Origin of the sequence: Acuticoccus mangrovi, from assembly GCF_016411865.1 — a bacterium.
Classification (GTDB): domain Bacteria; phylum Pseudomonadota; class Alphaproteobacteria; order Rhizobiales; family Amorphaceae; genus Acuticoccus; species Acuticoccus mangrovi.
This window is the reverse complement of record NZ_JAEKJA010000007.1, coordinates 250,847-268,766: the sequence shown is the minus strand read 5'-3', so window position 1 is coordinate 268,766 and position 17,920 is coordinate 250,847. Positions and strand designations below refer to the sequence as shown.

General features: G+C 70.2%; 18 protein-coding genes. 11 read left to right on the top strand and 7 right to left on the bottom strand.

Going from position 1 to position 17,920, the window contains the following annotated elements; translation table 11 throughout:
• Positions 1 to 8: 8 nt before the first annotated feature.
• Together JCR33_RS10460 and JCR33_RS10455 are read right to left on the bottom strand one after the other, a co-directional pair.
• A complete protein-coding gene (locus JCR33_RS10460; RefSeq protein WP_198881994.1) occupies positions 9 to 758 on the bottom strand; it encodes an FkbM family methyltransferase in 750 nt (249 codons plus the stop codon).
• Positions 759 to 1,694 (bottom strand): tyrosine recombinase XerC, encoded by a 936-nt coding sequence (locus JCR33_RS10455; RefSeq protein ID WP_198881993.1) that lies wholly within the window; start codon positions 1,692 to 1,694, stop codon positions 759 to 761.
• 166 nt (positions 1,695 to 1,860) lie between these two features.
• Between JCR33_RS10455 and JCR33_RS10450 the strand changes: the two genes are divergently transcribed.
• The gene (locus JCR33_RS10450) at positions 1,861 to 2,262 is read left to right on the top strand and encodes a rhodanese-like domain-containing protein (RefSeq protein ID WP_198881992.1); all 402 of its coding nucleotides are present in this window, start codon (positions 1,861 to 1,863) and stop codon (positions 2,260 to 2,262) included.
• Positions 2,263 to 2,278: 16 nt separating this feature from the next.
• Here JCR33_RS10450 and fsa read toward each other — a convergent pair whose 3' ends face one another.
• Positions 2,279 to 2,935, bottom strand: a complete 657-nt coding sequence (gene fsa, locus JCR33_RS10445; protein WP_198881991.1) for a fructose-6-phosphate aldolase — start codon at positions 2,933 to 2,935, stop codon at positions 2,279 to 2,281.
• Positions 2,936 to 2,989: 54 nt separating this feature from the next.
• On the opposite strand from fsa, the gene JCR33_RS10440 reads away from it, so the two are divergent.
• Positions 2,990 to 5,143: a primosomal protein N' gene (locus JCR33_RS10440; RefSeq protein ID WP_198881990.1), complete on the top strand. Its 2,154-nt coding sequence runs from the start codon at positions 2,990 to 2,992 to the stop codon at positions 5,141 to 5,143.
• A 47-nt stretch (positions 5,144 to 5,190) separates the two neighbouring features.
• Here the strand turns inward: JCR33_RS10440 and hglS are convergent, their stop codons facing one another.
• From hglS to JCR33_RS10425, 3 genes are read right to left on the bottom strand one after another with little or no spacing between them, the layout of a single operon-like run.
• Positions 5,191 to 6,579 (bottom strand): 2-oxoadipate dioxygenase/decarboxylase HglS, encoded by a 1,389-nt coding sequence (hglS, locus tag JCR33_RS10435; RefSeq protein WP_198881989.1) that lies wholly within the window; start codon positions 6,577 to 6,579, stop codon positions 5,191 to 5,193.
• 23 nt (positions 6,580 to 6,602) lie between these two features.
• Positions 6,603 to 7,481 carry an alpha/beta fold hydrolase gene (locus JCR33_RS10430; RefSeq protein ID WP_198881988.1) on the bottom strand — a complete coding sequence of 293 codons (879 nt, stop codon included), beginning with the start codon at positions 7,479 to 7,481 and terminating at the stop codon, positions 6,603 to 6,605.
• Between the two features lie 8 nt (positions 7,482 to 7,489).
• Positions 7,490 to 8,065: a cupin domain-containing protein gene (locus JCR33_RS10425; protein ID WP_198881987.1), complete on the bottom strand. Its 576-nt coding sequence runs from the start codon at positions 8,063 to 8,065 to the stop codon at positions 7,490 to 7,492.
• A 180-nt stretch (positions 8,066 to 8,245) separates the two neighbouring features.
• Between JCR33_RS10425 and JCR33_RS10420 the strand changes: the two genes are divergently transcribed.
• Positions 8,246 to 9,145, top strand: a complete 900-nt coding sequence (locus JCR33_RS10420; protein WP_198881986.1) for a LysR family transcriptional regulator — start codon at positions 8,246 to 8,248, stop codon at positions 9,143 to 9,145.
• Positions 9,146 to 9,148: 3 nt separating this feature from the next.
• Here the strand turns inward: JCR33_RS10420 and JCR33_RS10415 are convergent, their stop codons facing one another.
• Positions 9,149 to 10,048, bottom strand: a complete 900-nt coding sequence (locus JCR33_RS10415) for an MBL fold metallo-hydrolase (protein WP_198881985.1) — start codon at positions 10,046 to 10,048, stop codon at positions 9,149 to 9,151.
• 132 nt (positions 10,049 to 10,180) lie between these two features.
• Between JCR33_RS10415 and JCR33_RS10410 the strand changes: the two genes are divergently transcribed.
• The 8 genes from JCR33_RS10410 to JCR33_RS10375 all read left to right on the top strand — a co-directional run bounded on the left by JCR33_RS10410 (position 10,181) and on the right by JCR33_RS10375 (position 17,765).
• Complete coding sequence (locus tag JCR33_RS10410; RefSeq protein WP_198881984.1) at positions 10,181 to 10,981, top strand: SDR family NAD(P)-dependent oxidoreductase; 801 nt, start codon at positions 10,181 to 10,183, stop codon at positions 10,979 to 10,981.
• The gene (locus JCR33_RS10405; protein ID WP_198881983.1) at positions 10,981 to 12,021 is read left to right on the top strand and encodes a LacI family DNA-binding transcriptional regulator; all 1,041 of its coding nucleotides are present in this window, start codon (positions 10,981 to 10,983) and stop codon (positions 12,019 to 12,021) included. The genes JCR33_RS10410 and JCR33_RS10405 overlap by 1 nt, the downstream gene beginning before the upstream one ends.
• A complete protein-coding gene (locus tag JCR33_RS10400; RefSeq protein ID WP_198881982.1) occupies positions 12,018 to 12,890 on the top strand; it encodes a branched-chain amino acid ABC transporter permease in 873 nt (290 codons plus the stop codon). The genes JCR33_RS10405 and JCR33_RS10400 overlap by 4 nt, the downstream gene beginning before the upstream one ends.
• 1 nt (position 12,891) lies before the next feature.
• Positions 12,892 to 13,824, top strand: a complete 933-nt coding sequence (locus JCR33_RS10395; protein WP_198881981.1) for a branched-chain amino acid ABC transporter permease — start codon at positions 12,892 to 12,894, stop codon at positions 13,822 to 13,824.
• Positions 13,817 to 14,587, top strand: coding sequence for an ABC transporter ATP-binding protein (locus tag JCR33_RS10390; protein WP_198881980.1), 771 nt, complete (start codon positions 13,817 to 13,819; stop codon positions 14,585 to 14,587). The genes JCR33_RS10395 and JCR33_RS10390 overlap by 8 nt, the downstream gene beginning before the upstream one ends.
• Positions 14,587 to 15,300, top strand: coding sequence for an ABC transporter ATP-binding protein (locus JCR33_RS10385; protein WP_198881979.1), 714 nt, complete (start codon positions 14,587 to 14,589; stop codon positions 15,298 to 15,300). Before JCR33_RS10390 ends, JCR33_RS10385 begins: the two co-directional genes overlap by 1 nt.
• A 34-nt stretch (positions 15,301 to 15,334) precedes the next feature.
• Entirely contained in the window at positions 15,335 to 16,498 is a 1,164-nt protein-coding gene (locus tag JCR33_RS10380; protein ID WP_198881978.1) for an ABC transporter substrate-binding protein, read from the top strand.
• A gap of 202 nt (positions 16,499 to 16,700) precedes the next feature.
• Positions 16,701 to 17,765: a LacI family DNA-binding transcriptional regulator gene (locus JCR33_RS10375; protein ID WP_198881977.1), complete on the top strand. Its 1,065-nt coding sequence runs from the start codon at positions 16,701 to 16,703 to the stop codon at positions 17,763 to 17,765.
• Positions 17,766 to 17,920 lie beyond the last annotated feature (155 nt).

Here is a 17,920-nt window from a genome sequence, read left to right as displayed (position 1 = left end):
GCGTCGGTTTATCTCGTGTGGCGGGCGAGGAGAGCGTTCTCTCCCGTCTCGCCCACACGCTCATAACCTCTTTGGAAGAGTTCTTGAAGACAGTCGCGTGCCCAAAGCTTGCGATGCAGCGTCTCAATCACGATCGCGCGTGGCCAGCGCTCCTCGCCCACGGCGTCGAAGTAGGGCATCAAAGCCACGTCCTCGAACCCCTCCACGTCGATCTTGAGCGCCGCCGGCGGCAGGTCGAGGAGGTCGGCGAGCGGGCGCACCGCGATCACCTCGCCAGGGCGCGAGCCGGCGAAGGGCACCAGCGAGGAGCGCCCGGCGTTGCGGCTCTCGTAGAGCTGGCGCTGTCCTTCCGGGCCGACGGCCTCGCTGCGCACGCTGGCGCGGTCGGCAAGATGGTTGAGCGCCAGATTGTGCTTCAGCCGCGTGCGCACCCGCTCCAGCGGCTCCAAGGCGACGACCGAGAGGCCCGGCACCGCGGCGAGGAGACCGATGGTGTAGAGGCCGATATTGGCGCCGATGTCGACGAAGACGTCGCCCGCCCGGAGCATGCTCGCGAGGAACGCGCGCTCCGCGGCCTCCTCCAGGCGGCCCTTGTACCAGATGTCGAAGTCGACCTTGTTGTCGCGCGGGGCGAGGCTCCAGGCGAGACCTTCGACCGTCGAAAGCACCGGCCCCGTCGGGGCGTAGCGCTTGTAGAGGCGGCGCATCGGCTCGCGCAGCAGCGGCGTGCGGCGCAGCCAGGGCGGTGGCGGCCGCACCTAGGCCCCCGCTCTCGGATGGGCGTCGCGCCAGGCGGCGACGAGGCGGCTGTCGTCGACGGCGGTGTAGACCTGCGTGGTCGACAGGCGCGCATGGCCGAGAAGCTCCTGGATCGCCCTGAGGTCGCCGCCGCCGGCGAGGACGTGCGAGGCGAAGGCGTGGCGCAGCGCATGCGGCGTGGCGCTGTCGGGGAGGCCGAGCGCCCCGCGCCAGGCCGCCATCGCCCGCTGCACGATGCGCGGCGACAGGCGTCCGCCCTTCTCGCCGCGGAAGAAGGCGCCCTCTTCGAGCGCGAAGGGCGCGGCCGCGCGATAGGCTTCGATCAGCGCCGCAACCGCAGGGAGCACCGGCACCACACGCTCCTTGCCGCCCTTGCCGCGGATCCGCAGCAGCGCGACGGGCGGCCGCATCTCGGCCGCGTCGAGCCCCGTCGCCTCGCCCACGCGCAGGCCGCAGCCGTAGAGGAGGCCGAGCACCGCCGCGTCGCGGGCGGCGATCCAGTCGCCCCCCTCGGCCGCGCTCACCATGGTGCGGGCGGCCTCCGGCGCCACCGGCCGCGGCAGGCTGCGCGGCTTGGTGGGCGCCGCCACCGCCCGCGCCGCCGCGGCGTTGATCCCGTGATGGCGCTCCAGATAGTTGAGGAAGCCTCGCAGCCCGGACAGGATGCGGGCGAGGGAGCGCCCCTCCACCCCCTCCCGCCGCCGCTCGGCGAGAAAGGCGCGCACGTCCATGGGCTTCATGGCGTCGAGATCGGCGAGCCGCGCCGGCCCGCCCTGATGGACCGCGAGGAAGGCGAGGAACTGCCGGGTGTCCCGCTCGTAGGCGGCGACGGTGTTCGCCGACAGGCCGCGCGCGGCGAGGCCCGCGAGCCATGCCGTCCGCGCGTCCAGGACGGCGGTGTCGGCGGGCAGCAAGGAGGCGGAATGATCGGTCATAGAAAGAAGGATCTTACGGGTCTCCTTCACGCGCCGCCACCGGGAAGGGCTAAGGCGCGGTAAGGATCTCCCACGCAAATGCGCAGACCTGTCCGACCCGCGCATCCCTTGTGGCGGCATGGCGTAGAGGGGTAGGGTCCAGCGCCACAGCGGGAGGACGAAGTCCATGAAAAAGCTCAAAATATCGGCGGCCGAGATGGTCGCCGCGGCACGCGCCCGCGTCACGGAGGTCGACACCGAGGGGGCCATCGCCCGCCACGGCGATCCGGACGTGGTGTTCGTCGACCTGCGCGATCCGCGCGAGCGCCAGCGCAGCGGCTTCATTCCGGGCAGCTTCCACTGCCCCCGCGGCATGCTGGAATTCTGGGTCGACCCCGAGAGCCCCTACTACAAAGAGGCCTTCGGGGCGGAGAAGACGTTCATTCTCCACTGCGCGTCGGGCTGGCGCTCGGCGCTCTCCGCCGCCATGCTCAACGACATGGGCTTCGAGGCCGCGCACCTCAAGGACGGCTTCACCGACTGGGCGGCGAAGGGCGGGCCCGTCGCCTTCCCCGAGCCGAAAGGCTGAGCCCGCCGGGGGCCGATCAGAGGATCGACTGACCGGTCTTCGCCCAATCCGACAGGAACTGGTCGAGGCCCTTGTCGGTGAGCGGGTGCTCGATCAGCTTCGACAGGACGCCCGGCGGCACCGTCGCCACGTCCGAACCGGCGATGGCCGCCTGCTGGACGTGATTCACGGTGCGGATGGATGCGGCGAGAATGGCGGTCCGCAAGTCCTCATAATTGTCGTAGATGGCACGGATGTCTTCGATCAGCTTCATGCCGTCGAGGCCGATGTCGTCGAGCCGGCCGATGAAGGGGGAGATGAACGTCGCCCCCGCCTTTGCCGCGAGCAGCGCCTGCGCCGCGCTGAAGCAGAGCGTGACGTTGACCATGTGGCCGTCACCCGTCAGCGCGCGGCACGCCTTGAGCCCATCCCACGTGAGCGGCAGCTTCACGGCGATGTTGGGTGCGATCGCGGCGAGCTTCTTGCCCTCGGCGATCATCTGGTCCTTCTCGGTGGCCGTGACCTCGGCGCTGACCGGCCCGTCGACAATGTCGGCGATCTCGGCGATGACCTCGGCCATCGGCCGACCCGCCTTCATGATCAGCGACGGGTTGGTGGTGACCCCGTCGAGCATACCGGTCTCGGCGAGCGACTTGATCTCCGACACGTCGGCGGTATCGACAAAGAACTGCATTCTCAGCTCTCCCATAAGCAATCGTGCCGCCACTCCTACAGGAATGTGCGTCCAATGACACCAGAGCCCGAACGACTATCGGTGCTCCTGCCCCATCGCCTCGGCCTCCTCACCTACCGCGCGGCGGAGGGGGTGCGGCCGGGCGACGTGGTGGCCGTGCCGCTCGGCGGACGCACCGTGGTGGGCGTCGTATGGGACGAGCCGCCGGACGAGACCATCGCCGACGCGCGACTGAGGCCCGTCGCCGGCCGCGTGGGCGACATCGCCATCGGCGCCGATCTGCGCCGCTTCGTGGACTTCGTGGCGCACTACACGATGACCCCGCCGGGCGCGATCCTGCGCATGGTGCTGCGCGCGCCGGACGCCCTCGTGCCGCCCAAGCCGCTCAAGGCGCTCGCCTTGAGCGGGACGGCACCGGAGCGCTCCACCGGCCCGCGCGAGAAGGTGCTCGCCGCCCTCGCCGACGGCCCCCTCACCCGCAAGGCGCTGCTCGAGGCCTCGGGCGCCTCGACGGCGGTGGTGACGGGGCTCCTCAAGGCCGGCGTCCTCGAGGAGACGCGGCTCGCCGAGGTGCCGCCGCCGCGCCCCGACCCGCAGCATCGCCCGCCCCACCTGTCGCCCGCCCAAGAGGATGCCGCCGACGCGCTGAAGGCTATGGTGGGGGCGGGCTTTTCGACCGTCCTCCTCGAGGGCGTCACGGGATCGGGCAAGACCGAGGTCTATCTGGAGGCGATCGCCGCCGCCCTCGCCGCGGGCCGCCAGGCGCTGGTGCTGATGCCGGAGATCGCCCTCACCCCCATGGTGACGGCGCGGCTCTCGGAGCGCTTCGGCGTGGTGCCGGGGGAATGGCATTCCGGCCGCACACCCGCCGCACGCACCGCCCTCTGGCGCGACGTCGCCACCGGCCGCGCCGATATCGTGGTGGGCGCGCGCTCCGCCCTCTTCCTGCCCTTCGACCGGCTCGGACTGATCGTCGTCGACGAGGAGCACGATCCGAGCTTCAAGCAGGAGGACGGGGTGATCTATCACGCCCGCGACATGGCGATCGTCCGCGCCAAGGAGGCCGACGTGCCGGTGGTGCTCGCCTCGGCGACGCCGTCGGTCGAGACACGTCTCAACGCCGAGAGCGGGCGCTATCGCCACCTCATGCTGGGCACCCGCCATGGCGGCCTCGCCCTTCCCGACATCCGCGCCGTGGACCTGCGCGCGACGCCGCCACCGCGGGGCGAATGGCTCTCCCCGCCCGTGCGGCAGGCCGTCGCCGACACGCTGAAGGCGGGCGAGCAAGCCCTCCTGTTCCTCAATCGGCGGGGCTACGCGCCGCTCACCGTGTGCCGCCGCTGCGGCCACCGCTTCCACTGCCCCAACTGCAGCGCGTCGCTGGTGGAACATCGGCTGCGCGGCCGGCTCGTCTGCCACCATTGCGGCCACGAGGAGCCGCGCCCACGCGTCTGCCCGTCCTGCGGCGGAGAGGATACGCTCGCCCCCTGCGGTCCCGGCGTGGAGCGGGTGGAGGAGGAGGTGCGCGCCCTCTGGCCGGAGGCGCGCGCCACGGTGCTCTCCTCCGACCTCGCCGGCGGACCGCAGGCGCTGGTGGACGCGCTCGGCCGCGTCGCCCGCGGCGAGGTCGACATCGTCATCGGCACCCAGCTCGTCGCCAAGGGCTACACCTTTCCCCGCCTCCAGCTCGTGGCGGTGGTCGACGCCGACCTCGGCCTTGAGAACGGCGACCCCCGTGCCGCCGAGCGCACCTTCCAGATGCTGACGCAGGTGACGGGCCGCGCCGGCCGCGTCACCGCCGGCGGCCGCGCCCTGTTGCAGACCCATGCGCCCGATCATCCGGTGATCCGCGCCATGGTTCGCGGCGACGGCGAGGCCTTCTACGCCGAGGAGACGCTGATGCGCCGCGACGGCGGGCTGCCGCCGTTCCATCGGCTCGCCGCCGTCATCGTCTCGGCGGCGGAGAAGGCCGAGGCTCACGCCCACGCCGCCGCCCTCGCCCGCACCGCGCCGACGGGCGAGGTGGAGGTGCTCGGCCCCGCCGAAGCCCCGCTCGCCGTGCTGCGCGGCCGCTATCGCTATCGCTTGCTGGTGCGGGCCCCCCGCCGCATCATGCTGCAGCCGATCCTCGCCGACTGGCTGGCTGCGGTGCCGGTGGAAGGGACGGTGCGCCGTGCCGTGGACATCGACCCCCAGTCCTTCCTCTGAGGCCGTTCCCTTCTCCGGCGCAGACGCCGTCGCGGCGGTGGCCCGGCCTACGCCGCGCCGCGCGACCGGCGACCCGCCATCGCCGGACGATCGCCCCGGCAGGCGGCGCGCGACAGGTCCTCGGTGGCCCGGTAGAGGGAGAAGGGGTCGAGCGGCTCGACCCCGAGCGCGGCGACGAAGCGCTCGCGATTGGCGCTCGCGAGGCGCTCCACTCCGGCCTTGTCGCCGAGATTCGACTGAAAGATGCCCGCCGCCGAGACCGGCAGGAAATCCTCGTAGACGATGGGCTCGATGGCGACGTTGCCCGCCTCCACCTCGACCTCCAGGTCGCCCACCACCCGCCCGTTCGCCGGCAGGTGGTGATAGTAGGCGAGCCCCTCGCGCCACAGCGTGTGGTGATCGTCGGGAAACGGCCGGAACGCCGCTTCGAGCGCGCTCATGTAGGCGGCCGCGTTGGAGCCGTCGGCGGCCGGACGCACCTCGGCCCGGGCGGCGGCGAGGCAGCGGTCGTAGAGCGCCCGCCCCTTCGGCGTCAGCGCCACCCCGCGCTGCTCGATCTCGCCGAAGCGGGCGGTGTGGCTGCCCGGCACCCCCTCGCCCCCTTCGGAGAGGAAGGTGATGCGCTCCTCCAGCGCCTTGAAGCTCGTCTGGCGCAGCAGAATGGGGCAGGACCGCCGCGGCGGCCCCTCGATCACCGCCTTGGGGCTGATGCCGCGCGCCGGCATGCCCGCCTGCACCATGTCGATATCGAGGGTACGCGGGGTGAGATGGTTGATGTGCGGTCCTTCGAAGCTCACCACGTCGGCGACGAGGCGATGGGCGTCATGGAGGCGCAGATAGGTGGAGGCGGAGACGCGCGCGTCGGAGCGCCAGGCGAACACCGCCACCGCCTGCTCGATGAACTCCTCCGCCGCGGGCTCGGCGATCCCGCCGGCGGCCTCCGCCGCCTCCATCATCGCCCAGAGGCGGCGGCCGAAGATGTCGCGTCCCTTCAGGATCGCCTCCGCCTCGGCGCGCAGTTGCGCATCCTCGATCAATTCGAGCCGCAGGAGCGAGGTGAACACGCGGAACGGATTGCGCCGCAGCGCCGCCGCCTCCACCGGACGAAAGGCCGTGGCGTGCACCGGAATGCCGGCGACCGAAAGGTCGTAGTAGCCGACCGGCGACATGCCGAAGAGGGCGAACAGGCGCCGCATGGTGTAGAGTTCTTCGGGCGTGCCCAATCGGATCGCCCCGTGCCGCTCCTGCGAGATGCGGGAGAGATCGTCGGCCCGCACGAGGTGGGCGTAGAGCCCCGGATCGCTCGCGAGCACGGCCCGGTTGGTCTCGTCCACGAGGTCGAGGAGCTCGCCGTAGAGCGGCACCTCGGCGCGGTACATCTCCGACATCGCCGCGGCGAAACGCGCCCGCAATTCGCTGGTGGGAACGAGGGTCATGGGAGGATCCTTCCGGGCCGGCCTCAGCCGAGATAGGCCGCGACGAAATCGACGACCGCCGTCCGCTTCGGCTCCAGCGGCACGAAATGGGTGGCGCCGGCGATCTCCAGATATTGCGCGTCCGGGTGGTCGGCGAGCTCGGCGAAGAGCTTGCGCACAGTGCGCGGCGGCGTCTCCGGATCGTCGGCGCCGACGATGATGCGCACCGGCACGCCGATCGCCTTGGGGTCGTAGACCGGCCGGCCGGCGGACCAGCGCTCGGCGATCTCGACGAGCGGTCCGTTCGGTGCCTCGCCCGCCCCCGCGGCCGGATCGGCGAGCGCGGCCTTCAGTGCCGCGTCCCACCCCTTGACCGCGACCACCTGCGCGACGGCCGAGGGCAGCGAGCCGACCCAGCGCTCGGCCACCGTGTCGGCGCCGACGGTACGGTAGGCGTGCGCCATCACGGCGGGATTCTTGAGGAGTGGCGAGGGGGTGTCGCGCAGCCATTGCGGCGCGAGCAGCGCGAGACGGCGCAGCCGCGCGTCGCCCCGCGTCGCGAAGGTCGCCGCCACGGTGGACCCCCACGACCAGCCCACGAGGTCGATCGCCGCCGCCCCCGTCGCGGCGAGCACGTGGTCGACCGCGGCGGAGAGGTCGTCGACCGCGTCGGGCGTGAAGGTCACCGGCCCCGTGCCGGCCGGACGGAAGGACCGGCCGAAGCCGCGGAAGTCGAGGCACCACGCGTCGCGCCCGGCGGCGGCATGGAGGTCGAGATAGCTCGCGCCGTCGAGTGGGGTGGCGAGGGCGACGCTTGCGGGAAGCGTCGACCCGTGCAGGAAGAGGGTCGGCACGTGGCCGCCCCCGTTGACGCGACGGAGGTGCAGCGTCCCCGCCGGAGTGGCGACGTCGTGCGCCTCCATCGACGGCTTCACTGGCCGGCGTCGAAGTGGAAGCCGACACCCAGCAGCTTGTCGACGATCTCACCGCCGAAGGCCCCGCGCATCTGCTCGGCCACCGCCGGAGCGTAGGCGACGCGGTCCTTCTGCTCCTCACCCACCGGCTGGATGATGACGAGGAGGCGGCCGATCTCCTCGCTCTTGTTGTAGAAGCGACGGGCGACGCCCGGCGGCACCGAGATGAAGTCCAGCGGATTGAGGGTCAGCGAGTTCTCCTCGTCGTCGCCCCAGATGATGTCGAACGTGCCGGAGATGCAGAAGAAGTTCTCCACCGTCTGCTCGTGCACGTGGAGGCCCGGCCCGTTGTGCGGCGGGCACTCGGCGATGTTCACCACCGCGCCGCGGACGCTCTTGATGGGCGCGTTCTTGCTGCGCCCCTCATAATCCGACGGCACCATGATGGTGTAGACCTTGTCGGCGGTGAGAGCCTTGAACGCGTCCTCCGGAACGCCGATCGATTCCGCGAAATCCTTGCCGTAGGGCTTCATATCCTGAAACCGGGCGAGGCGTGCGGTCATCTCCTCCACGGAAGGGGTGATCGTCTTCATGTGTTCTGCCCTTTCTCGAACCGGCGCGACCTTGACAGCGGGCAGAGCCGCCTTCCAATACATTCGCGGCTGCGATGCAATTCCATTTCGTTATCGCAAAGCCCATCGGAACCGCGAATTACCGCTGTCCGGAGCCGGACAACGGGTGATGCGCCACCTGCCATTCCGGAATGGAACATCGTGGACTTCAGAAAGCTCAGCTATTTTCAGGCGGTCGTGGAGGCGGGCAGCCTGCACCGGGCGGCCGAGGCGATGCGGGTGGCGCAGCCGGCACTCTCGAAGTCCATCCAGTCGCTCGAGGCCGCGCTCGGCGTGCAGCTCCTGGTGCGCCACTCGCGCGGCGTCGCGCCCACCGAGGCGGGGCGCAGCCTCTATCGGCACACCGGCGAGATCCTCGCCGCCTGGCGCGCCGCCGTCGCCGAGGTCAATGAAACCGCTGAGGAGCCGGGCGGCACCATCGCCGTCGGTGCGCCGCCGAGCCTCGCCCAATATCTCTTCGGCGGCCTCGCGAACGAGATCGCCCGCCTCTACCCCCGCCTCAGGCTGGAGCTCTGCGAGGGAATCGGCCACCAGCTCTGGTCGGAGCTCCTGTCGGAGCGCCTCGACATCGCGGTGATCGGCAACATGGAGGGGTCCGACAGCATCATCACCGAGCTCGTGACCCACGAGGACGTGATGCTGATCGCCCCGGCCGAGGCGGCGCTTCCGGAGGTGGTGGAGAGCGTGGAGGCGCTCGTCGGCCTGCCCCTCGTCGTCACCACGCGGGCGCCCACCGGCGGCTCCTGGTTCGAGGACGCGACGCGCCACTCCCACCTCACCTTCGACGTGCGCTATCGCGTCGAAGGTCCGCACGTCGCCACCGATCTCGTCACCCGCGGCCTCGGCTACGCGGTGACGCCGAAGTCGGGGGCGCTGCCGGCGCGCGTCGATCCGCGGCTGCGGGTCTGCCGCCTCGCCCCGCTGAAGCTGCCGCGCGTCCTCGCCTCGCGGCGCGAGCGCTATCTGCACCCGTCCGTGGCGGTGACGCGCGATACGCTCCGCCGCGAGCTGCGGCGGCTCGAGGCGCTCAACGACGTGTGAGGCTCACTCGCTGAAGTCGAACTCGAACAGCTCGCCGTCCCGCCGCACGTAGCCGGCCGTCGGCTCCACGAAGTGGCTCGTCAGCATCAACAGATGCTCGTCGGCGCAGCGGCCGAGCACGGCCTGGCGCGTCGCCCGTGCCACCGCTGGGTCGAGATCGCCCACATTGTCGAGCCAAGGCTCGCGCATCTGGATCGGGTGGTGGATGGTGTCCGCGGTGATCAGCGCCTGGCCGGCATCGCCTTCGAGCGCGACACAGCAGTGACCCGGCGTGTGACCGGGCGCCGGCTCCAGCGCCACCTTCGTGTCGAGCTCCAGCAGGCGGAAGTCGCTGTCGACGAACTCCACCATCCCCGCCTCCACCACCGGCACCACGCTGTCGGCGAACGAGCCGTGACCGATCGGCACACCCGGCTGGCTCGCCTGCTTGGCGACGTGGAAATCATATTCCTCGCGGCCGAAGATGTAGCGGGCGTTCTTGAAGGTCGGTACCCACTCGCCGTTCTCGAGGCGCGTGTTCCAGCCGACATGATCGGTGTGGAGATGGGTGCACATGACGATGTGGATGTCGTCCGTCGTCAGGCCGAGCGCCGCGAGATTCTTCATGTAGCTGTCGAGCTTCAGCTGGTTCTGCCAGTACATCGCCGGCGTCGCGCGCGTCTTGTGGTTGCCGTTGCACGTGTCGATGAGAATGTTCAGCCCACCGCTGCGGATGAGGAAGCTGTGAAAGCTGATGGCGAACCGGTTCTCGGCCGCGCTGAAGAAGCGCGGGCCCATCCACGCCGCCTGACGGTCCAGCGTCTCCTGCGTGATCATGGGATAGAACCAGAAGGGATCCACCAGCAACGGGTCGATCTCAACGATCCTGTCCACCAGGATCCGCCCCAGATCAATGGTCTTCACCCTCGGTCTCCTCCGTTTGAAAACGTTACGATCTTTCGACGGACATTCGCCAATATCTCCACTTGATTCAAGAACAAAATTGTGGTTCTTGCTGTGAAAACGATACACGAAAATATGGGACAGGAGACAAGGATGGCAGGGTCTGGACGGCTGGCTGGCAAGGTCTGCCTCGTGATGGGCGGCGGCTCGTCACACCCCGAAGGCGGCTTCAGCAACGGTCAGGCCTGCGCCATCACCTACGCTCGCGAGGGTGCCCGGGTGGTCGTCGCCGATCTGCGCGAGGAGGCCGCAGCCGCGACCGTCGCCGAGATCGCCCGGCGCGGCGGCGAGGCGACCGCCACCGCCTGCGACGTGACGAAGAGCGACGAGGTCAAGGCCGTCGTCGACACCATCGTCGACACGCACGGCCGGCTCGACGTCCTTCACAACAATGTCGGCATCGAGCAGCTCGGCAGCGCGATCGACACCCCCGAGGAGGCGTGGGACCGCGTCCACGAGGTGAACATCAAGAGTGTCTTCCTCGCCGCCAAGCACGCCGTCCCGGTGATGGCGGCGCAGGGCGGCGGCTCGATCATCAACATCTCGTCGACGGCGAGCCTGCGCTGGGGTGGGGTGTCCTTCCTCGCCTACAACTCGTCGAAGGCGGCGCTGAACCACATGTCCCGCATCATCGCCCGCGAGCACGCCGGCGCGAAGGTGCGCGTGAACGTCGTCATCCCCGGGATGATCGACACCCCCCACATCCGCACCCTCTACAAGCACCTCTCGCCGGACGAGCTCGCCGACAAGCTCATGGAGCGCGACGCGAAGTGCCCGATGGGCCGCCAGGGCACCTGCTGGGACGTCGCCAACGCCGCCCTCTTCTTCGCCTCCGACGACGCGGCCTACGTGACCGGGGCCCAGCTCCTCGTCGACGGCGGGCTCTCCATCTGATGACCCGTCGCGACAAGCTCACCATCCGCGACGTGGCGCGCCAGGCCGGCGTGTCGCCGGGCAGCGTCAGCCGCGTCCTCAACAATCTGGAAGGCGCCAGCCCCGCGCTGCGCGCCCGCGTCGAGGCCGCCGCCCGCGAGCTCGGCTACGAGCTCAACCGCGCCGCCCAGACGATGCGCGGCGGCGCCACCAACATCATCTCCTGCCACGTCTCGACGCTGGAAAATCCCCTCGTCGCGCAGATCTTCCGTGCCGCCGAGGAGCGCCTCGTCGAGGCCGGCTACATCATGATCGTGCACGGCACGCGCTACGACGAGGAGCGCGAGCTCGCCGCCCTCCAGTCCGATCGCGGCCGCCGCATCGACGGTCTCCTGTCGATCGCCGGGCCGATGTCCCACACCCGCTACCGCGAGGCGATGGACCGGATCGGCGTGCCCGTCGTCGCCGTCGACCGCGACCTCGAGGCGGGCGACGTGATCCGCGTCGATCACGCCGGCGGCGCGGGGCAGGCGGTGCGCCACCTCGTCGGCCTCGGCCATCGCCGCATCGGCCTCCTGACGCCGCGCGCCGATCTCGTGGCGGCGCGGCGCCGCACCGAAGGCTATCGCCGCGAGCTCGCCCGCCTCGACCTGCCGGTCGACGAGACGCTCATCGGCCTCATCGACACCGCCGTCGACGTCGGCGTGACCATGGAGGCGATGCTCGGCGCGCCGGAGCCCCCCACCGCCGTCATCGCCCTCTCCACCTTCATGCTGGAGCGGGTGCTCACCTTCGCCCGCGAACGGGACATCGCGATCCCCGCCGATCTCTCCGTCATCACCATAGGCGACAGCGATCTCGCCCGCTTCGCGCGGCCGGCCATCACCACCGTCGCCTGGGACATGCGGCAGATCGGCCGCAACGCCGCCACCCTCCTCCTCGCCCGCGTCGCCGAGGCCGAAGACAGCGGCCTCGTCGCCCCCTACCGCAGCTTCGAAGTCCCGACGGAGCTCATCCACCGCGCCTCCGTGGCCGCGCCCCGACTGGAAGCCGCCGCATGAACTGGCTCCCCCTCCTCCTCTCCGGCCTCGCCGTCGGCAGCATCTACGCGCTGATCGGCCTGTCGCTCGTCATCATCAACAAGGCGACCCATGTCGTGAACTTCGCCCAAGGCGAGATCGGCATGTTCGGCACCTTCATCGCCCTGTCCGTCCTGTCGGCGACGGGGCTGCCGGTGTTCGTCGTCCTCGTCCTGTCCTTCCCCATCGGCTTTCTGATCGGCGCCCTCCTCGAGATCGTCTTCATCAAGCCCGTCGCCTCCGGCCCGCCGCTCAACGTGCTCATCGTGACGCTCGGCCTGTTCTTCATGTTCAACAGCCTCGCCGGCATCATCTGGGGCTTCGACCCCTACCGCTTCCCCGCCCTCTTCCCCACCGCCCCCATCGCGGTGGGCGGGGCGGCGGTGTCGCCCACGAGCCTCGGCATCATCGTCATCACGCTGCTCGTGATGGCTGCGCTCTACGTCTTCTTCGAGCATACGCGCTACGGCACGGCGATGCGGGCCGCGAGCATGAACCCCTTCGCCGCCCGCCTCATGGGCATCCGCGTCGGCGTCGTCGCCACCGTGTCCTGGGGCCTCGCCGCCGGCCTGTCGGTGATGAGCGGCATTCTCATCGCCCCCCTCACCTTCGTCGACCAGCAGATGATGCTCGCGATCATCCTGAAGGGCTTCGCCGGCGCCATCCTCGGCGGCTTCGCGAGCCTGCCGGGCGCGGCGATCGGCTGCCTGCTCCTCGGCGTGATGGAGGCCTTCGTCGGCGCCTACGTCGACAACACAATCAAGGACAGCTTCGCCTTCGTCCTCATCATCGTCGTGTTGATGGTGCGGCCGCAGGGGCTGTTCACCAAAGCCCTGAAACGGAAGGTGTAAGATGCGCACGATCGCTTGCCTCGCCGCGGGGGGCGTCGCCATCGCGCTGCCGTTCTTCGTTGGACCCTACGGCCACTATCTCCTCTGCATGGCCGTCATCTACGCGATGGTCGCCCTCAGCCTCGGCCTCCTCCTCGGCGTCGCCGGACAGATCTCCATCGGCCATGCCGGATTCTGGGCGATCGGCGCCTACACCTCGGCGATCCTCGTCACCAAGGTGGGCGTGCCCTTCATCCTCACCCTCCTCGTCTCCGGCCTCTTCGCCGGCGTGGCGGGCCTCCTCGTGGCGCTGCCGGCGTTGCGCGTGCAGGGCCACTATCTCGCCATCGCCACGCTCGGCTTCTCCCTCGTCATCGTCCACGTCCTCTACGAGTGGGACGGGCTGACGGGCGGTCGGCAGGGCATGTTCGTGCCGCGCCCGTCGATCTTCGGCTACGAGCTGATGTCGGACTTCTCGGCTTACTTCCTGCTCCTCGCGATCCTCGCGGTGACGCTGCTCCTCGTCGTCAATCTGCGGCGCTCACTCGGGGGCCTCAGCCTCAACGCCATGCGCCTCTCCGACATCGCCGCCCAGGTCTGCGGCGTGAACCGGGCCACCACCACCATGTTCGTCTTCGCCCTCTCCGCCGCGATCACCGGCGTCTCCGGCGCGTTCTACGGCGCCGTGCTCGGCCAGCTCTCCACCGACAGCTTCACCCTCGTGGTCTCCCTCGGCTTCCTCACCATGGTGATCGTCGGCGGGCTGCACTCGGTGGTGGGTGCCCTCCTCGGCGGCCTCTTCCTCGCCTATTCGCCGGAGTTCCTGCGCGCTTTCGAGGAGTGGCAGATGTTCATCTACGGCGCCCTCCTCGTGGGCTTCATGCATCTGCTGCCCGACGGGCTCGCCTCGCTGCCCCGCCGCGCGCTCCGTCTCGTGAGGCGCCGCGATGCCTGATGCGCTCGCCGTTCAAGGCCTCTCCATGTCGTTCTCCGGCCTCAAGGCGGTGGACGACCTCTCCTTCCGCGTGGCGCAGGGCAGCGTGTGCGGCCTCATCGGGCCCAACGGGGCCGGCAAGTCGACCATCCTCAACTGCCTCACCCGCATCACCACGCCGGACGCCGGACACGTCGAGGCGCTCGGCTTCGATCTTCTCGCCGAGCCGATCCACCGCCTGCCGGAGCGCGGGGTGATGCGCACCTTCCAGAACCTGGAGCTGTTCACCGACCTCTCGGCCGTCGACAACGTGGCGATGGGATGCGCCGCACGGCTGCGGGCTGGCTGGACCGCCGAGCTTCTGGGGCTGCCCGCCTCGCGCCGCGCCACCCGCGCCGCCTATGCCACCGCCGACGCCGCCCTCGCCGAGCTCGGCCTCTCCGAGATCCGCGACCGCCGCGTCGCCGACCTCCCCTTCGGCACCCAGAAACAGGTGGAGCTCGCCCGCGCCCTCGTCGCCGAGCCCCGCCTTCTCATGATGGACGAGCCGGCGGCGGGCATGAACCACACCGAGTCGACCGAGCTCGGCCGCGTCATCCGCCGTCTCGGCGCCGAGCACGGCATCACCATCCTCCTCGTGGAGCACGACATGGGCCTCGTGATGTCGGCCTGCGACCGCATCATCGTGGTGGTGCAAGGCCGCCTGATCGCGGAGGGCACGCCGCAGGAGATCCGCGCCAACCACAAGGTCATCGAGGCCTATCTCGGCGAGGGAGAGGCCTGATGCTCCTCGAGATCGACAACCTCTCCATCCACTATGGCGGCATCCGCGCCGTCGAGAACGTCACCCTCTCCGTCGCGGCGGGCGAGGTGGTGGCGATCCTCGGCGCCAACGGCGCCGGCAAGTCCTCGCTGCTGACCGCGATCATGGGCGTCTGCCCCGGCCGCGTCTCCGGCGCGATCCGCTTCGACGGCGCCTCGATCGCCGGCGCCCGGCCCGACCGCATCGTGCGCGCGGGCCTCGCGATGTCGCCGGAGGGACGGCAGCTCTTCTCGGGGCTCACGGTGGAGGAGAACCTCCAGATGGGGGCCTTCCTGCGCCGCGACGCGGCGGCGGTGAAGCGGGACCGCGAGGCGGTGCTCACGCTCTTCCCCCGTCTCGCCGAGCGCATCGGCCAGATCGCCGGCACCCTGTCGGGCGGCGAGCAGCAGATGGTGGCGGTCGGGCGGGCGATGATGTCGGCCCCCCGCCTCATGCTCCTCGACGAGCCCACCCTCGGCCTCGCCCCCCTCATCATCGACGAGATCATGGGTCTCGTCGGCGAAATTCGCGCGCGCGGCATCACCGTCATCCTGGTGGAGCAGAACGCCAAGAAAGCGCTGGCGCGCGCCGATCACGCGCACGTCCTCGAAAAGGGCCGGATCGTCATGTCCGGCTCCGCCGAGGAGCTCGCGAAGAACGAAGAGATCGTGTCGGCCTATCTCGGCACGTCATGACAGCGCCGACAAGAGCGGCAAACAGGAGGAAACCGTGAAGACCATCCGCCTCAGCACTCTAATAGGAGCCCTCGTCATCGCCGCGCCCGCCTTTGCGGGCGACCCCGGCGTCACCGACGACACCATCGAGGTGGGCTCGATCCTGCCCCTCCAGAGCGGCCTGTCGGCCGGCGCCTCGCAATATCGCGACGGCATCGACGCCTACCTGAAGTGGGTGAACAAGAACGGCGGCGTCAACGGCCGCAAGATCATCGTCCACTTCGAGAACGACAGCTACAACCCGCAGCAGGCTGTCGCCGCCGCGAAGAAGCTCGTCGACCGCGACGGCGTGTTCGCCATCGTCGGCACCCTCGGCACCACCAACACCGTGGCGATGATCCCCCACCTCGCGAACCGCGGCGTGCCTCTCATCGGCCCGCTCGGCAGCCACCCCTCGATCAACACCCCGACCGAGCGCATCGTCTTCCCGATCTCGCCGCTCGGCACCTCGCACGGCATCTCGCTGGCGAAATACGCCGCCGAGGAGCTCGGCGCGAAGACCCTCGCCGTGTTCTACCAGGACGACCAGTACGGCAAGGAGATCCTCCAGGGCGTCGAGGAGTATGCCGAGGAGAACGGCCTCGAGGTCGTCGGCGAGGCGAGCTACGTCCCCTCCGACGTCGACGTCAGCGCCCAGGCCCTGTCGCTGCGCGACACCAACCCCGACGCGGTGGTGATGGCCGTCATCCCCAAGCACGGCGCCCTCTTCATGCTCGAAGCGCAGAAGCTCGGGTGGGATGCGAAGTTCCTGGCGCCCCAGCTGATGTCGGACAAGGTGAGCCTCGACCTCGGCGGCTCCGCGCTCAACGGCCTGATCATCAACCTCTATTCCGCGCACGAGACGATGGACACGGAAGCCGTCGCCGAGGCGAAGGAGGCGATGGCCGAGTTCGCGCCCGACACCGCCCCCGGCTACTGGCCCTTCATGGGGATGTCCGGCGCCAAGCTCTTCGTCACGGCGCTGAGGAACGTCGAGGGCGAGCCCACCCGCGAGAAGCTGATGGACGCGCTCGAAGCCCTCGGCACCTATGACAGCGGCATCATCCCGCCGGTGACCTACGCGCCGGAGAAGCACGCCGGCCCCACCGTCTTCGGCTACGCCGAAGTGATCGACGGGGAAAAGGGCGAGGTGAAGGTGCTGAAGCACTGGGCCGACTGAGCCTCACGGCACGGCGGCGCTCCTCTGCGCCGCCAAGACGGCACGGCGCTCCTCTGCGCCGCCAAGGCGGCACGGCGCTTCTCTGCGCCGCCAAGGCGGCACGGGGGCGCTCCGCTCTCCGCCGTGGCCAAAGATGCGGCGGCGCTACCCTGCGCCACCGCGAAAAGCTAGGCTCCACGGCGAGCCTCGGACGGACTCCACGATGACTGACAAGCGCACGCGCCAGCCCGCCCCGTTCGCCACCATCCGCGACGTCGCCGACCGTGCCGGCGTCTCGATCGGTACCGTCTCGCGCGTTCTCAACAACACCAGCCGCGTTCACCCGGACAAGGCCGCCCGCGTCCGCGCCGCCGTCGCCGAGCTCAACTACGTGCCCAACATCGCGGCGCAGAACATGCGCCGGGCGGCGACGCGCATGGTCGCCTGCATCGTCACCGACATCGCCAACCCGCTCTACGCCCGCCTCGTCGGCTCGCTCCAGCGTGCGCTCTACGACGCCGGCTACTCCATGGTGGTCCTCAGCACTGGCAACGTCGCGAGCCGTGAGCTCGACGCCCTCGCCACCGCCCGCCGCCACCGCTTCGACGGCATCGTCTACCTCACCGGCTGGCAGGATCGGGCGGAGGTCAACAAGGCGATCGAGGATCTCGCGATCCCGACGGTGCAGATCGAGCGGGAGCGCCCGACCAACGATTGCTTCTGCGTCGACCACGCCACCGCCGCCCGGCAGGCCGCGCAGCACCTCGCTGCCTTCGGCCACCGCCGCATCGGGCTGGTCACGCCGAGTCGTGGGGCCCGCCCCTCCGCCGCCCGCATCGACGCCTTCCTGGAGTTCTGCGCCGAGACGGGGATCGCCGACGCCCCCGACCTCGTGCGCGAGGTGGACGGCCCGGTCGACAGCGCCTTCAACGCCACCTTCATCCTGATGCGCCGGCCCGAGCCGCCCACCGCCATCATCACACTCGGCTCGCAGCTTCTGTCCGGCGTGCTGCACTACATCGAATCGGAAGGGCTCAGCATTCCGGCCGACCTCTCCATCGTCAGCATCGGCGACAACGAGCTGACGCGGGCCGGCACGCCCCCGATCACGGCGATCGACTGGGACTTCGCGACCGTCGGCGAGGATGCGGTGGCGCGCCTCATCGCCCGCATCGACGCCGCCCGCGCCGAGGGAAGCGTCCTGCCACCGCCGAACCGCACGCTCTACCCGACGAGCCTGCTGCCGCGGGCGTCCGTCGCCCCGCCGCGCGCCGGCCCACCCCGCTGAGACGCCACCCGCGCGCATTCATCGCAGCATCCGGCATCTCGTGCCGCCTCGCCAGGCACGACGCGGCGCCCGCGGCCGCTCGGGAAGAAACCCGCCCCTCGCCATTGCCCGAGCCGCCATCCCGCGCCTTGAATGGCGGGCCGCCGAGGCGTTTA